The organism is Deinococcus psychrotolerans, assembly GCF_003860465.1.
Lineage (GTDB): Bacteria > Deinococcota > Deinococci > Deinococcales > Deinococcaceae > Deinococcus > Deinococcus psychrotolerans.
Genome location: NZ_CP034184.1, coordinates 314,339 through 329,483, shown reverse-complemented (window position 1 = coordinate 329,483; position 15,145 = coordinate 314,339). Strand labels below are relative to the sequence as shown.

13 protein-coding genes and 1 pseudogene are annotated in these 15,145 nt (G+C 61.3%); 4 read left to right on the top strand and 10 right to left on the bottom strand.

Going from position 1 to position 15,145, the window contains the following annotated elements:
- Window positions 1–3: 3 nt before the first annotated feature.
- Both EHF33_RS15265 and EHF33_RS15260 read right to left on the bottom strand, forming a co-directional pair.
- Complete coding sequence (locus tag EHF33_RS15265) at window positions 4–870, bottom strand: DUF6745 domain-containing protein (protein WP_124873708.1); 867 nt, start codon at window positions 868–870, stop codon at window positions 4–6.
- A gap of 89 nt (window positions 871–959) precedes the next feature.
- Window positions 960–1,274 carry a hypothetical protein gene (locus EHF33_RS15260; RefSeq protein ID WP_124873706.1) on the bottom strand — a complete coding sequence of 105 codons (315 nt, stop codon included), beginning with the start codon at window positions 1,272–1,274 and terminating at the stop codon, window positions 960–962.
- A gap of 560 nt (window positions 1,275–1,834) precedes the next feature.
- Between EHF33_RS15260 and EHF33_RS15255 the strand changes: the two genes are divergently transcribed.
- Entirely contained in the window at window positions 1,835–2,443 is a 609-nt protein-coding gene (locus EHF33_RS15255) for a DUF305 domain-containing protein (RefSeq protein ID WP_124873704.1), read from the top strand.
- Window positions 2,444–2,476: 33 nt separating this feature from the next.
- Here EHF33_RS15255 and EHF33_RS15250 read toward each other — a convergent pair whose 3' ends face one another.
- The 3 genes and pseudogenes from EHF33_RS15250 to EHF33_RS15240 all read right to left on the bottom strand — a co-directional run bounded on the left by EHF33_RS15250 (window position 2,477) and on the right by EHF33_RS15240 (window position 5,633).
- Window positions 2,477–3,520 (bottom strand): hypothetical protein, encoded by a 1,044-nt coding sequence (locus tag EHF33_RS15250; protein ID WP_124873702.1) that lies wholly within the window; start codon window positions 3,518–3,520, stop codon window positions 2,477–2,479.
- 341 nt (window positions 3,521–3,861) lie between these two features.
- Window positions 3,862–4,661: pseudogene (locus EHF33_RS15245) on the bottom strand (DUF790 family protein); the annotation flags it as partial.
- A 216-nt stretch (window positions 4,662–4,877) separates the two neighbouring features.
- Window positions 4,878–5,633 carry an SDR family NAD(P)-dependent oxidoreductase gene (locus EHF33_RS15240; protein WP_124873700.1) on the bottom strand — a complete coding sequence of 252 codons (756 nt, stop codon included), beginning with the start codon at window positions 5,631–5,633 and terminating at the stop codon, window positions 4,878–4,880.
- Window positions 5,634–5,797: 164 nt separating this feature from the next.
- On the opposite strand from EHF33_RS15240, the gene EHF33_RS21785 reads away from it, so the two are divergent.
- The gene (locus tag EHF33_RS21785) at window positions 5,798–6,046 is read left to right on the top strand and encodes a hypothetical protein (RefSeq protein WP_338135039.1); all 249 of its coding nucleotides are present in this window, start codon (window positions 5,798–5,800) and stop codon (window positions 6,044–6,046) included.
- Here EHF33_RS21785 and EHF33_RS15230 read toward each other — a convergent pair.
- On the bottom strand, window positions 5,982–6,509 hold the full coding sequence (locus tag EHF33_RS15230; RefSeq protein WP_124873698.1) for a CIA30 family protein: 528 nt from the start codon (window positions 6,507–6,509) through the stop codon (window positions 5,982–5,984). The genes EHF33_RS21785 and EHF33_RS15230 overlap by 65 nt on opposite strands.
- Before the next feature lie 487 nt (window positions 6,510–6,996).
- Entirely contained in the window at window positions 6,997–7,350 is a 354-nt protein-coding gene (locus EHF33_RS15225; RefSeq protein ID WP_124874080.1) for an ankyrin repeat domain-containing protein, read from the bottom strand.
- A gap of 117 nt (window positions 7,351–7,467) precedes the next feature.
- Here EHF33_RS15225 and EHF33_RS15220 point away from each other — a divergent pair, with 117 nt between their 5' ends.
- The gene (locus tag EHF33_RS15220) at window positions 7,468–8,178 is read left to right on the top strand and encodes a hypothetical protein (protein ID WP_124873696.1); all 711 of its coding nucleotides are present in this window, start codon (window positions 7,468–7,470) and stop codon (window positions 8,176–8,178) included.
- A gap of 204 nt (window positions 8,179–8,382) precedes the next feature.
- Here EHF33_RS15220 and EHF33_RS21955 read toward each other — a convergent pair whose 3' ends face one another.
- The 3 genes from EHF33_RS21955 to mgtA all read right to left on the bottom strand — a co-directional run bounded on the left by EHF33_RS21955 (window position 8,383) and on the right by mgtA (window position 12,693).
- Window positions 8,383–8,511, bottom strand: coding sequence for an HNH endonuclease (locus EHF33_RS21955; protein ID WP_420889974.1), 129 nt, complete (start codon window positions 8,509–8,511; stop codon window positions 8,383–8,385).
- Between the two features lie 273 nt (window positions 8,512–8,784).
- On the bottom strand, window positions 8,785–9,699 hold the full coding sequence (locus tag EHF33_RS15210) for an L-lactate dehydrogenase (protein ID WP_124873694.1): 915 nt from the start codon (window positions 9,697–9,699) through the stop codon (window positions 8,785–8,787).
- Between the two features lie 363 nt (window positions 9,700–10,062).
- Window positions 10,063–12,693 (bottom strand): magnesium-translocating P-type ATPase, encoded by a 2,631-nt coding sequence (mgtA, locus tag EHF33_RS15205; RefSeq protein ID WP_124873692.1) that lies wholly within the window; start codon window positions 12,691–12,693, stop codon window positions 10,063–10,065.
- A gap of 421 nt (window positions 12,694–13,114) precedes the next feature.
- On the opposite strand from mgtA, the gene EHF33_RS15200 reads away from it, so the two are divergent.
- Window positions 13,115–14,521, top strand: a complete 1,407-nt coding sequence (locus EHF33_RS15200; RefSeq protein WP_124873690.1) for a BTAD domain-containing putative transcriptional regulator — start codon at window positions 13,115–13,117, stop codon at window positions 14,519–14,521.
- Window positions 14,522–15,145: the final 624 nt, after the last annotated feature.

Here is a 15,145-nt window from a genome sequence, read left to right as displayed (position 1 = left end):
GTGTCAAGCTTCGCGCAGCGGTCGGTAATCGGTGACGTTCAGGTTGGCGGTCCAGGCCACGGCCTCGGCGCAGGTGCGCACAAAGGGCGGAACCCGCAGGGTGTAGCGCCCCCCGGTCGACGGACAGCGCACCAGTACGGCGACTAGCGGTTCATCATCCTCGAAGGGCACCTGCACCAGCTGCCGTTCACCGCCCGCATCACGGTCGCGGTCGAGCACCAGCCCGCCGACGTCCGCGAGGAACTTCTCGACGCCTAGTCGGTCCAGCAGAATGCGGCGGCGCTGCACGTTGCGGGTCAGCAGCACCTCACGTCCGGTCAGGGCCTCGGGCTGTAACACGAAGCGGGCGTCGACCGGCACGCCGCTCCAGCGCAGACCTGCTCTGAGGCCAGGCGGAAGTGACGCGAGCGAAGTGCCCGCCAGTTCGAGCGTCTGGATCACATGGAGTGCGGCGCCCAGATGCAGCAGCGAGGAGCAGCCGCTCAGATCAAGCGTGTTGACGCTGATCTGCCCCTCCAACTGGGTCAGGGCGCGGCAACCGGCGAAGCTCAGCCGACTGGCCCGCAGTTCTGCCTGCACCCGCTTCAGGCCGCTGCCACTGAAATCGGCCCGCTCACGCACGCTGATCCGGCCATCCAGTTCGGTGAGCGCGGGCGTGCGCCGGGCACTCAGGCGATCACACTGAAGGTCTTGCGGCAGCGCACTGAGCTGCGGGCAGTCATCCAGGATCAGGGCGCTGCACCGCAGCCAGAGGGGCAGTTCGCGCAGCCACGCCGCGCCGCTGAGGTCAAGCGGGCCAGTGACATGCAGGGCGTCCGGGGCCGTTCGGTGTTTGAGAAGGCGCACGGCCTCGGCGGGTGTGACTTGCACGGGCGGTGAACCGCCAACAGGAAGCGCCGCACGCTCTTGTGCTGGGCGGGCAGACGGTTGAAACCGCCCTGCTCCCTGAATGCGGAACACTAGTCCAGTACCGTTCGGACGCTTCCGGGAATGTATTCGCGCTGCTGCCAGACCCGGTACCATCCCTGGGGCAGATCGATGGGCGCGTGTTCCTCGTGAATGAGCGTGGCCTGTGCGCTCTGAACATGCAGGTACTGATCCGGCCCGGAGGAAGCGTACAGGACAGCGGAGTCCGGCGCACTGAGGCGGTGCGAATGCCCGGTCACCTCGCCCAGGGCCAGGGTCAGATGACCGGTGGGACGCAGTGAGCGGGTATTCGGAAGCTGCACTGCTTGAAGGAAAACGTCGCCGTGTCGGTAGAGGGGCTGGGACATATGAACTCCTTGTCTGGAAAAGAAATCAAACGCTCTATTACGTTATAAGCGTAACGGAGCGAGCCGGGTCTGTCAAGGCTGGCGTGGTGCTTCGGCTCAGTTACATGCGGCGGGAGCGCACTCCTTGAAGCGGCGGAGGCCTGAGTAGTTGTCACCTGAAGCGGTCCTTCCTCAAAGTTGGAGGATTGTCGTTGCGCAACCTGCGTCAATTCGCGCGGGCCGGTCTCCTGGCAGCCGCAGGGGCGCGGAGCCGAGCAGGCAGATTGTGGTCAGGGAAGCCCCATCCTCCGGGAGAGGCCAGGAACCGAGTTGCCAAGCGCTGGTACAACAGTTAGGTCAGCCCGAACGGTGCGTGCTGGGAGAGCTGCCGCGCTGAGCAAAGCTGAAGAAACGCCCCGAGGAGCATCTGGACGCCTATGCTGCTCGCTGATCCGCATCAGGTGAAAGAGGACTTCCCTCTGTTCTGCTCCATATACTCCTCGCTATGCAGATCAACCCCAGCAACCCCAGCACATCAAGCTCTTTGGGAACTGGGAATCAGTGGCAGCTGGGTGACACGCATGAGCTATAAGCCTCAACGGCTGGCCGCCCTGGCGCTGCTGCTCTTCGCTGTGGGTCTGGGTGTCTTTCTTCTGCTGACTCCACACATTCCAGCTCCAGCCTTTGACAGCCCCGAAGTGACGTTTACGCGTGGCATGATCGCCCACCACACCCAGGCCATCACAATGGCGATGCTGATCCGGCAGCGCAGCACCGACCGCACCATCCGCTCGGCAGCGCTCGACATTCAGCTCTCGCAGGAAGAGCAGATTCGCCAGATGCGCGGCTTTCTGAGACTCTGGAAGCAGCCTGATACCTTCGTGGTGTCCGCCGATCACGCCCGAATGATGGGCATGGCCTCGGGCGCCGAGTTGCAGTCGCTCAAGACCCTGTCCGTGCCTCGGGCCGAGGTCGAGTTCCTGCGACTGATGACCCGCCACCATCAGGGGGCGCTGCAAATGATTCCGCCTGCCCTAGAGCCGGGGGTGCTGCCCCAGGTGCGTCACCTGGCCCGTCAGATGCAGGTCGTTCAGGGCGGCGAGATCCGATTTATGACCTCGCTACTGCGGGCACGTGGGGCAAAGGTGTTACCGTTTCCAGAAATGAACATGCCGGGGATGGAGCACTGAAGGAAGGGCTGAAATGGTTTTTTGCTGCGTTTCTCAGTCTTCCAGGGCTGCCGCAGGCAAAGCGGGCGGCAAGACCAGTGCCGACAGCGCCAGCCCGCCCAGTCCAGTCATGACTGCCACGCCCAGCCACAGCTCTAGGCTCAGGTTGCTCAGGCCCAGCCGCACTGCGCCGCCCAGGTAAGGCACCCACACCGCTAACGGCAGCAGGAACGCAAACGCCCGGAAGGCCCAGACACGCTTCGGTGAGGGTTGCAACAGCACGCATAGCACGTCCGCCAGCAGGCCGCAGACCAATGCCACGCCGGGCACGCGCCAGTCGCCGGGAGCAAGCATCAGGGCCATCGCGGTATTGGTGAGGGTATACATCACGGTGATTGCGCCAAACGGCAGCCCAAAGCGGCGCAGCAGCAGCAACACCGGCGCGGCCAGCATCAGAGCGGTCAGCAGTACGGCGCTGAGTTCGCCGCGCGTCTGAACCCAGCCCAGCCCCTGCGGCACGCTCAGCAGGCCCCACATGTACATGTGGATAAAAGCGGTGATCGCCAGCACCGAAGTGGCCGACAGCACCGCCACCCAGCGCAAAACACGCGGCGCACGGCGGGGAGTGGGGGACTGCCAGGCAGCGTTCAGCGGCGAGGCCAGGATCAGCGAGCCGCCCGCGAACAGCAGCAGGTGGGTGGGCGAGAGCAGCGCCTCGATGCCTACCTCAATCCCGAAGACCGTATGCCAGGTCAAATCGCCGATCCCTCCCACACCGAACAGCGGCACGCCAATGGCCGCCAGGCTGTAGCCGTCGGGAAAGGCGGCCAGACCGCGCCGACCCATCTTCCAGCCCCGTGAGGCCAGGTACAGACACCAACCTGCCACTGCCACGAAGCCGCTGTAGAAGACCGCGTGCCAGGGCGTGAAAACGGTTTCCAGCGACTCGCCGAGGTGGTTGTGCGCCCAGCCGTCGAGAAAGAGACCGCCCAGCAGCCACCAGGCCAGCACGATGGTGATCAGGTGCTGCGCGGTGGTGGCGCGGTAAGCCGCAGACGCCGTTGGGGCGACTTGAAGGGACTGGGGCGCGGTGGTCATGGAAAGAGTTTAGTGGATGCTGGCTGGTCTGGCCTGTGCGCCCGGCAGGCAAATGACAGCCAGCGCGTTGGGCGTTGCTTGACGCTGGCGCTCCATACAGAATGGGGATACCTCGCCCTGCTCGTCAAAGTTTCCTGGCCTGCGGCCCCTGGAATTTGGAAGGTCGTTCTCACGCCTCAAATCACCCCTCTCCTTGTGAGCTACATCTCAGCATTTTATGTTGGAGACCTAACTAAGGAACTGATTCGAAGAGGAACTGACGCTTTGCCGTCACAGCGATGTTCTCGTGAGACGTGTTGACCACCTGCTCACTTGAAGAGCACTAACTTGGCGCAGCAGGTTTACTGGGATTTACTTTTGACCCGTTTCTTCTTTGCCCGCTCGGTTAGTTGTACGGCCAGCACCTCAGCCAGTTCCAGCACCCGTTTGGGATCGAGCACGCCCTTGAACGAAATCACCTGCTCACCGAAGGAATCCAGCTTGATCCCCGCTTTCTCCAGGTTCAGCCGCTCGCTGGCCGCTTGGTCAGGTAATCAGGCCGCCAGTAGCCCACGATCTCCAGCAGCACGCTGCGCCCGTCTTCGTGCAGTAAGCGGAAATCTGGAATGATCACGCCGCCGGGAATCGGCACCAGATCCACCTCACGTTCCAGTGTCCAAGGTGACTTGAGTTTGGCAAAGCGGTCAGCAAAGCCCGACTCCAGAGCTGAATCGAACTCTTTAGGCGGCGGGTAGTGGCTGACGTAACCGTCCTCGCTGGTGAGCTGAAACGACCACTCGGTATCGGTGGGATCCACCCAGGCCAAGTCTTTACGGGGTTTGAGAGCGGCAGATAAATCCCACTCGGTCACGTGAAGCAGCGCCGGTAGAAACTTAGCCAGGCTCAGCCCGTAGCGGGTCGTGCCGCCGAACAAAGACGTCGGGCCGTCGAGGGTCAGGGTGAAGCCGTAATCCGAATCTCCTTCCACTGTGACCATCATGCCGAAGAACTTGACGTAGGAGATCAACTGCCGGTACCTGGCTGGTTCGTTGCGGCGGGCGGTGATGATCAGGCTGTAAGCACGGTAGAGGAGACCCTTCGCCTGTGCCAGGTTGTAGCGGTCGAGCAGCATCTGAGGGTCAGGGGGTTCGAAGCTCATGATCCTGCAACGCACTGAGCCGCATAGCCGCATCTCAAGACTTACCTCCTTCACACCCTCCATGTATTGGTCAGCTAGATCTATCCCGGCCTGATTTTCAAATATTTTCGTGCCGACGCACTGGCAACGATAAGACGTGGCAGGTCAGAAAAGTGCAGCGAACACTCCTCGGTACTGAAGGAGGTCTGGGCGCAACACCTGAATATTCAGACACCCTATTTACCGAACATAGGACGCACCGTTGATGTCCAAAGTTGCGCCCGTCATGTGCGGCACCATACCTGAAGCCAAGAAGACCACCGTGTTGGCGACGTCTTCTGGTGGCGCGGCCTGCCCCATAGGCAATTCCCGGCGCAATTCCTCTGCGTGCTCTGCCAGATACGCTTCGGCCATCTCAGTTTTGACCCAGCCGGGTGCGACCGAATACGCCAGGACACCCTGGCCAGCAAAGCCCCGCGCAATCGATTTGGTCAGGGTGATGACGGCTCCTTTGGAGGCGGCGTAGTGCATTGCGTCAGGGTTGTCGCCCCGAAAGGCTGACCGGCTGGCGATGTTGATGATGATCCCGCCGCCGTGCTCGCCGTAATGTAGGAGAGCGGCGCGGCAGCTCTCCGCGACGCTAAGCAGGTTGACGTGCAGAGTTTCAGCCCAAACCTCAGACCACTTGTCCAGCGGCGCATCGATGTTTAGTGGGGGCGCGATCCCGGCATTATTCACCAGTACATCCACCCGACCTTTCCAGGCCACGGCTTCTTGGAAGAGCCGGGTTGCCTCACCCACACGGGCTAGATCTCCATGCACGGGATGCATCCGGTCTGGGCCGAAGGTCTCCAGTAGCATCTCAGTGCCCTGACCGGTACGTCCAAAATGGGCCACCACCGATGCACCCGCTTCGAGGAGGATTCTGGTCGTTACTGCTCCAATACCACGGGACGCGCCCGTCACGAACACCACTTTGCCAGCCAAGGTTGTCATCTTTAATCAGTGAAGCATGCCTGGGCAGTGTTTGTCACTCAAATTATCTCGATCAATTCACTCGGAGGCAGTGCCCTCAGAAGGAATAAGAATGGGACTGAGCTGCAGCGCCAGCTCTGCTGCTTGGTCTGGAAAGGCTTGGCCCTGGCGTTCTTGGCGGGGGCGTGTACAAGGGACGCAACAAGACCCTAGGCACCATTCAGGTTGGTGACCTGCGGCAGCGTGTGGAGAAGGGCGAGTCGAAAGCCAGCCTCAACAGGGATTTTGGCATCGGCCGGGAGACGGTCTATCCGTACCTCAACGCTGCCGCCCGAACACAAACGTTAGGGCCAGTGATGTTTGCTTGTATCACTGACCCTCAATCCAGTCCACCTCGAGCGCGAACTGTTCGGCGCGGCTGTTGGCGATCATGAACCCGAAGAAAACGACATTGCTGGGATCAAGCGCGGGTTCTGCCAGTCGCTGACCGAAACGGGTGGGCCGCAGAGAAGCGAGTGGAATAGTCACAATGGTCCATTGTCCAGCAACCGTGTCAAATTCGGCGCGGTACGTCACGCCGTTGCGGGCGTTGGTCCCGAGCTGGAACAGATACCGCTTTCCGTCGCCCTTGACCCGTAGTCTCAAGGCCGAGAATCCACTCAGGTCAAACCGGCCCGGACTGGACCGAACGCCTGCAAATCCGCCGTTGTTTTCCAAACGCACCTGACCCGTGAACTCAAGAACCCCGTCTTTAATCTGCACCTGGCTGCTGGAGACTCCGCCCATCACGGTGTCGTTTAGGACGGACCAGGACGGCGTGTTGGCGTTAAAGTCCAGTATGGGAGCGGAGAGGGCCATGCTTGAACATAGCGCGGCAGCCAGAGCAAGACCTTTCATGGTTCAAGCGTAGTGGAGCGTGACTTGTTCAATCATAGGTGGGCGGACATTCAGAAAGGATCAACGGCCAGACCACTTCTTTCTGATCAGCCGCTGAGCTGGCCACAGCGTGAAGGAGCATCCATGCCAGGACGCAATCACAGCCGTGAATTCAAGCTTCAGGTCGTCAACCAAGTCAATTTCGGGCGGCAAACGACTGCTCAATCTGGTCGGAAACATAGTTGGTGCCCAGCCTGATCCAACGTTGGCGCGAAAAGGTTGAGGCGTGTGGAGAAGCCGCCTTCACCGATGGCGTTGCCACAGATCTCAGCACCAAGCTGCGGATTGCTGAGCCGGAGCGGTATTGCGGCCAGCTTGCTTTGGATTCAAAAAATCACTAGCAACGTAGCGCTTGGACGAAAGCAGCCTACGCGCCGCCTGAGGATGTCAGCGGTATCAAATCAGTTGAAGAACCGTAAAACTGGGTCAACTCCAGTATTTGCTCAGCTCACTTCCTTCCGGCGGGTGCCTCAAGCAGTCTCACCATCGTGGTGTAGCCGAGCTGATGGGCATGTTGAAGCGGTGTCACGCCGTTCTTGTCGCCCAAGCTGCGGTCTGCGCCGTGCGGAAGGAGTTCGCGCACGATTTCGGTGTGGGTGGAACCACCGTCGCCCAAAATCACGGCTTCCAGCAAGGCCGTCCAGCCCAGATTGTTGACATGGTTCACATTGATCTTGGTGGTGGCCAGCAACTCGTGCACGTACGGCAGGTGGCCCCGGTCGGCAGCGGGGATCAGGGCGATGCCGCCGTAGCGGTTGGTGCGGGTCAGATCGGGCTTGGCCCTGAGCACCTCACGCAGCATGGCCACGCTACCCGTCTCGCCCGTGATGAGCAGGACATTGTTGCGCTATGATTTGATCAGTACTCAGCGGCACCGTCGGTTCCCTGTCAGTGGACGCTCGGCCTTTACACTGAAGTGATGGACGATAAAGCGCAACCCGAACAGGTGGGTGATCAGCCTTCTAAGAGCGTTGCCCGGACGCTGATTACTCAGACGATGCTGCGCGACCGTGGTTGGAACGAGAAGATGGCCCGCGAGTTGCTCGGCAAACCTGACGAGCAGCCGCCGCCGGCGTATCACCTTCAGCGCGCTCCATTACGGCTGTACCTGCTTGAGCGCGTCGAAGCCGCAGAACGAACGGCAGACTTTGCCCAAATGCAGGCTCGGCGGCAAAGGCACCAGGCGGCGAGTGGCCAGATCATGCCGGAACTTGCCGTGCCCGCGCCAAGTCAAGTCATGCAAGAGGTCGAAGCGTTCACCACCCATCTTCAGCGTCTCACGCTGCCGGAACTCATCGAACGAGCCTGCGAACACCACAGTGTCTGGGCAATGGCGCAGAAGCGCCCGGTCAAGCCAGTCAGGGTAGACAGCCCAGCAAACGATCTCGACCGAGTGAGCGTCCATTACCTCCTTTCCAGCCAGCAGACGCCTGAATATCAAGATTTGCACGCGCGTCTTGTGCAACTCCCGGAGACCCGGGAAGCCCGGCAGCGACTCAAGGAGCGGGTCTATCAGGCCATTGCTCAGCGCTACCCGCATCTGGCGCTGGAATGTGAACAACAGAATGGACGTTCCCTGACGCTGCAGGCTCCCAGCAACAGGAAAGCGGTCTCGAATCGATCTTCTTGAAATAAATCTCAGCGCCGCTGAAGGTGCTTTGGAGGGATGAGAGAGGCGGCGTCTGCGCCGAAATGTCCACTCAGCCGCCATGCGCACCACCGACGTCGCGCAAGCAGCCCCGCAAGCAGCGCCGTCCCTCGTCTGGCTGTGGCTGCGACCATAGCCCCCACCCAGGCTGACCGAGAGATTCTGTCCCTGCACGCGTGACCCCTATTACAGGTCGGCTTTGATGTTGAAAACGCAGTGGGCGTGGTAGCGCTGACTGGGCAAGACCATCATGTTATCCCTGGTGTTGTTGGTGGAGTCGCCATCACGGTGATGGACGATCTCACCGAGTTCCAGCGGAGGTTCAAGGTATAAGGACGCGAGCTGACGGTGGTAGAGCAGTTTGCGCCCAGCCTTCTGTCTCAGACCTGCAGAAACTGTTCGCGCTCCACCTTCCTCTCCCCCGGTGCTGGCCTAGGTGCGCTGGCCGCCCTGATGACCCACGCGCGGCTAGTTGTAACCCGCGAGGAAGACCCCGAGACTGCACAGGCCGCAAAAGACCATCTAAGCTAGACGCCCGTTAGCCGGTACGGCGACCAATTGCCGTGCAGGTTCGTCCCAGCATTGCATTTAGAGGTGTGCCGCCGCCGCGCGGATCACTGCCACGCTGCGCTCAAGCGCTTCTTGCTCTGGCGCGTCCAGTTTGGGCATCAAGGTCTCCAGCACTCCCGCGCCGCCCACCACTCTGGGCAAGCTGTAGGCCACGTCGCCGGATGCCGCAGCGCTCACCGTCAGAACGCTGCGGCGGTCACGCAACACCGCCTCGGTAATCCGCGCCAGCGCCGCGCCGATGCCGTAATAGGTCGCCTGCTTGCCTCCAATGATCTTCGCCGCCGCGCCGCGCACCGCCGCGTCGATCTCCGAGCGGAACACGTCATCAAAGAGGATGCCGCGTCCCTCCAGAAATTCTCCGAGGGGTTGTCCGGCCACACTCACGCCCGACCAAGCCAGCACTTCCGAGTCACCGTGCTCACCGATGACGTAGCCGTGAACGTTCTGCGGATCTAGCCTTGATCGCCCAGCCAGCAGACTGCGGAAGCGGGCGCTGTCGAGCACCGTGCCCGAGCCGATCACTGGCTGCGCGGACGAGTGGGCGAGCAGCCGGGCCGTCAGGGTCGTCAGGACGTCCACCGGATTGGTCGCCACCAGCAAGACAGCGTCCGGAGCGGCCCGCGCCACCTGCGGCACCACCTCGCGGAACACGGCGGCGTTACGGGCCAACAGATCGAGCCGTGACTCGCCCGGTTTTTGGTTGACGCCCGCTGCCAGCACCACCACACGGGCACCGCTGAGCTGTTCGTAGCCGCCGCTCGACACCCGGACGGCGTGCGACATCGGCGCGGCGTGGGCGATGTCAGCGGCCTCAGCCTCGGCGCGCTGTTCGTTCTTGTCCACCATCACCAGCTCTGAGCAGCTGCCGCGCAGCACCATTGCAAAGGCCGCTGTCGCTCCGACGAGTCCTGCACCAACCACACCGACCTTCACGGGCGTTCCCTGTTCATTTCATCAACCTGACACACCTGTCCTCTAGGAACAAGGCCGCTTTCTGGCAACGGTCTCGTCATGATCCTGCTTGATAGGGCCGCTTACAACGGTTCGGTCTGCCTGAATCTTAAATCTCCTCAGCTCCCTGCATAGTCCCCGAGGTGACGCCAAGTTGGGCGGCGCGACTGAAATTTGTGAAAATGAGCAGCATCAGAAAAGTATGCTTGCGTTTCCAGTTGTTCCCGAAACGTGGAGGTTGCACAGCAACTCCGGCAGGTGCTTAAAGGCCTGCTGAGTCTCAAGCTCGAGCACGACGCTGAAGAGCCAGTACAGCTCATGATGGGCTGAGAAGGAGAGATCTTCTCAGCCCATCACCTGCCCGAACAGGCGGCGCTTGACCAATTCCACCAGGCCCAGGTAGGTCAACGTAGCTCCAATCAGGAAGACGAAATACAGAGGTGGCAGCGGCACGAAGCCCAGCAGTCCCGAGAGAGGAGTGAACGGCAGCAGCGCCCCGACCAGCACCACCAGGGTGGCCGCCAGCGCCAGAGGACGGCTGGGCCTCGATTTCAGCGGGTTGCCGAAGGTGCGAATCACGAAGATCACCAGCGTCTGGGTCGCCAGCGACTCGATAAACCAGCCGGTATGAAACTCAGCTTCGCGGGCATGAAAAATCCGCAGCAGCACGTAAAAGGTCAGGAAGTCGTAAACCGAGCTGATGGGCCCGATCCAGAACATGAAGCGCCGGATCAGACCGATATCCCAGTGGTGCGGCTTCTGGATGAAAGCGTCGTCCACATTGTCACTGGGAATGGTGATCTGCGCCAGGTCATACAGGAAATTGTTGACCAGAATCTGCGTCGGCAGCATCGGCAAAAACGGCAGGAAGACCGAGGCCCCAGCCATGCTGAACATGTTGCCGAAGTTGGAACTGGTGCCCATCAGCAGGTACTTCATGACGTTGCCGTAGGCCCGGCGGCCTTCCAGAATGCCGCTGAGCAGCACCCGCAGTCCCGGCTCCAGCAAGATGATGTCGGCGGCGTCTCTGGCGATGTCAGTGGCCCCGGCCACGCTGACGCCCACGTCGGCGGTGTGCAGGCTGGGCGCGTCGTTGATCCCGTCACCCATGTACCCGACCACGTGCTTGCGGGCCTTGAGCGCCAAGATGATGCGGTTTTTCTGGGCCGGGGCCACGCGGGCAAACACCGTGTTGGCCTCGGCGACCTGAAGCAGCGCGGTGTCGGTCATGGCCGCCAGTTCGCTGCCCAGCACCACCCGGCCCACGTCCAGCCCCACCGCCTCACAGACGTGCCGGGCGACCAGTTCGTTGTCGCCGGTCAGAATCTTGACGGCCACGCCTTTGGCCCGCAGTTCGTCCAGCACCTCACGGGCGTCGGGCAGCGGCGGGTCGAGAAAGGTCACGAAGCCCACCAGGGTCAGATCATGCTCGTCGCTGGCCTGGTAGGCGGGCTGCTGATCTGCTTCCAGGATGTCCCGCCGCGCCACCGCGATGACCCGCAAGCCCTGGGCGGAGAAGCCCTGATAGACCACCGAGATACGGGCCTGGGCGGCGGCGTCCAGCGGCAGCGCACCTGCATTCTGTTCATCCTCACTGCTGTGCTCACCCTCACCACTGTGTTCATAAGTGGTACAGACCGCCAGCACGCTCTCCGGTGCCCCCTTGGTCAGCATCAGGTGGCCGCTTTCGCCTGCCTTGGTGACCACCACCGAAGCCCGCCGCCGCTCAAAATCGAACGGCATTTCGTCCTGCTTGCGGTACAGCTGCACGTCCGGGTGATCGGCGTTCAAAATAGCCTGATCCAGCGGATCGGCTCCCTTGATACCGGAAACAGTGGTGTCGAGGATGGCGGTGTTGAGCGGATTGGTGATGCCGGTCTCGAACAAGCTGTTGAGGTAAGCGAGCATAAAGACGCGCTCGGAAGGCGCGCCCGCCGGGTTCAGGCGGCCCGCCAGCGTCATCACGCCGCCGGTCAGCGTGCCGGTCTTGTCGCTGCACAGCGTATCCATCTGCCCGAAGTTCTGGATGCTCGACAAGTTCTTGACGATCACCTTTTTCTTCGCCATGCGGCTCGCCCCATTTGACAGTGTGATGGTGGTGATCATCGGCAGAAACTCCGGCGTCAGGCCCACCGCCAGCGCCACGGCGAACAGCAGCGACTGGAGCGGGTCGCGTTTATGGAGCGTATTGACCGCGAACACGAACAGCGTCAGAAACAGCACGATCTGCACGATGAACAAGCTGAACGACTTCATGCCGCGCTCGAACTCGGTCTCCGGGGCGCGGCGGGCCAAGCTGGTCACGATGCCGCCGAAGGTGGTGCGTGCGCCAGTGGCGCTCACCAGCGCCTCGGCCCGACCACTGACCACGCTCGACCCCATGAACACCAGATTGCTGGCGTCGGCTGGATTTTCTGGAGTGGAGTTGTCCAGCGCCGCTGAACTGCTCAGACTGGCCGTCTTCTCCACCGGCATCGATTCACCGGTCAGGGCCGATTGCTGGACGTGCAAGTCAGCGGCCGTCAGGAGCTGCGCGTCGGCGGGAACCAGCATGCCTGCTGTCAGGCGAATCAGGTCGCCCGGCACCAGCGCTGACCTTGGCAGTTCGCTCCAGACGCCGTCCCGTTTGGCCGTGGCCGTGGGCGCGACTTGAGAGCGCAGCGACTCGGCGGCCACCTGCGAGCGCCGGGTCTGGTAGAAGTCCAGCCCGATGCTGCCCAGCACGATCACAATGATGATGGCGGCGTTGAGCCAGTCGCCCGAGACGCCCGAAATGACCGCCGCGATCAGCAAAATGGCGATCAGCGGCTGAACGAAGTAAGCCAGGAGCTGGAAGATCAGCGGTTTTGGTTTCGAGGTCGAAATCTCGTTCGGGCCAATCTGGGCCAGGAGTTCAGCCGCCGCCTGACTGCTGAGGCCGGGACTTTTGGTAAAAAGGGTCACACCAGCTTCCTTGGCAACTGCGTCAGCCGTCATGTCCCTCCAGACCTTTCGTCCTGTTGATCATTGCGCTTTGATTCGTCGTGCTTCCCACCATGCCCCGGCTCTGCTGATGACCAGAATCCAGCCGGAGCCCAGAAGGCCGCCATGTCAACCACCCGCCCGATATACAGCGACGCCGCAACCGTAGCTCATCAGCGTCGTCTCCATGCAGCGACTCTGATGCGCGGATGTTACGAGACCGTTACTAAGCTGGACTGCTTTTCCCGGCGCGGTGGTGGGCAGCTTGGAAGCCGGGGCGAACCGTGACTGTACATGTTTACCCACAGGTTTCACCCACTGAACAGCGTGGTCTTGGTCAAAACCATATCTAACACCAGTCAGTGCGCACTATCCTAGGTTCAGAACGGCGTGGAAACCGCTGTGCACGTTCTCTTCTACTCATTAAGGGGACGCTATGCCTACACTCAAGATCGTGACGTTCGGACACACCCGTGTCACCATAGATGGTCAGGACATCGTCTGGCACGCTTCCAGCGCCCGCGACCTGTTCTTCTACCTGCTCTCGTTTCCAGACGGACGCAGCCAGCGTGACGTGGCTCAGGCCCTGTGGCCTGACGAAGAAAACGAAAACGCAGCCAGCAGCAACCGCTTCCGGGTCGCGCTTCACCGGGTGCGCACAGCGTTGGGAAAGACCGAGTCGGTTTTCAAGGATTACGAGCGCTACCGGTTGAGTCCAGAGGTGCTGGCCACCAGTGACGTGTTTGCCATGCAGGTCGCGCTGCATGAAGCTCAGCTTGCTGGCACTGGCCTTCCTTCCGGAACCCAGGCCACCCGCGAAGCTCTCCAGCGGGCCGCAGACCTCTACGGCGGCGAGTACCTGACCGAGGTGCGCACCGACTGGGCAGACACCGTCCGTGAGGAATACAAGGCCAGCTATGTGCGGGCCACCCTGGAGCTGTCGATGCTGCACTGCGAGGCCGCTGAATGCGAATTGGCGATCCGGCATCTGGCGCAGGCGCTGCGGGCCGACCCGCTGATCGGCGAGAACTACCATCAGGACTTGATGGCCTGCCTGGCGAGCGTCGAGAGCAAGTACGCCGCCGTCGAGCACTACCGGCGCTTCATCAAGTATCTGCGCAGCGACCTTGCCGACACGCCGATGCTGGAAACGACCGCGCTGGCCGAGCGCCTCAAGGAAAGCGATTTCACCTGCCCCCACCAGATCGGGAGCCACGCCCCCTGCGCCCGGCACCTGGCCCAGCGGGCGGTCGGGGCCACGCTGCTCAGCTTCGAGCCGGACGGCAGTGAGGTGCATGATTCACTGGAACGCGCCCAGCTGGGACTCAAGCTGGCCGACGCCCTTCAGCCCGCTGGAACACTCGACGAAGTGGCGCACCTGACCCTTGAGGCTTTGGGCGCGGCGCTGAAGCTGGAGTCACTGTTCATCTTCCTGGTGGACTTCGGCGTGCTGCGGATCAACAGGGTCTGGGGCGAAATCCCCCCTGAACTTCATCCGCTTCTGGAACTCGGCGCTCTGCCGCTGGACGCCGTTGCGCTTTGCCGTCAGGTCGTGCAGACCGGTGAAGCGCAGTACGCCGAGAATATCTCGCTCCTTCTGACCGCCGAACCTGAAACGAAGCCAACTGCCGCAGGTGCGGTGCCGATCGTCGGCCAGTCCGGCACGCTGGAGGCGGTGCTGGCCGTCTCGCGTCCGCCACACGTGGGAACCTGGACGGTGCATGAGCAAGCACTTCTTACGCAGGCCGCCCGAACACTGGGCTTTACCCTCAGACAAGACGCGCTGTACATCGGCGTGCCCAATTCAGGCCGCCGCGAAAGTCTTCCGGTAACGGGACGGTAAGGCGCGTAGACCAAGCTGGTGACAGAGAACCGAGGAGGTCACGCCTGTGTTGCGCCAGATGCTTGTTGCGGTGGATTTCAGTGTGTGGAGTCGCGATGCGGCCCAGCATGCCTGTGATGTGGCGCGTGCCACCGGCGGGAGCTGAGACGATGCTTTAGTGCAGACAGCAGCACCCGGAGTAGACATAGCCCTGCGCTGGACTGCTGAGAGGGGACAGCAACTTGGGTCAGGCGAAACCGGACGTTCCAGATTTTCTCTTGGCAAAGCCGAGCAGGACAATCCTGAAATCACCTCTGTTTCTAGCAGAACCTCAAGTTTTACTCTTTTTCGTAAGAGAAATTTTTGAGTAGCAGGGTCATTTAGGTTTATTTTTGAAATGCTGCCGTTTCTTAAATATTAACACAGAAATTTATTTTTTGGTCTCCAATTTGATCAGGCATCTTTACGATAAATAAGGTAGAATGATTTCAGCGGGAAGCATGTCTCCTCTAACAACAAGAGCATAAAATGGGTGTTTCCTGCCAGAGGAAGTGTGATGATTTATGCAAGCCAAACCCGCATCGACCATTGCTCCAGACGCCCCAGCTCCGTTGAGTCCAGCCAAGAAGCTGGCCCTGTCCGTCT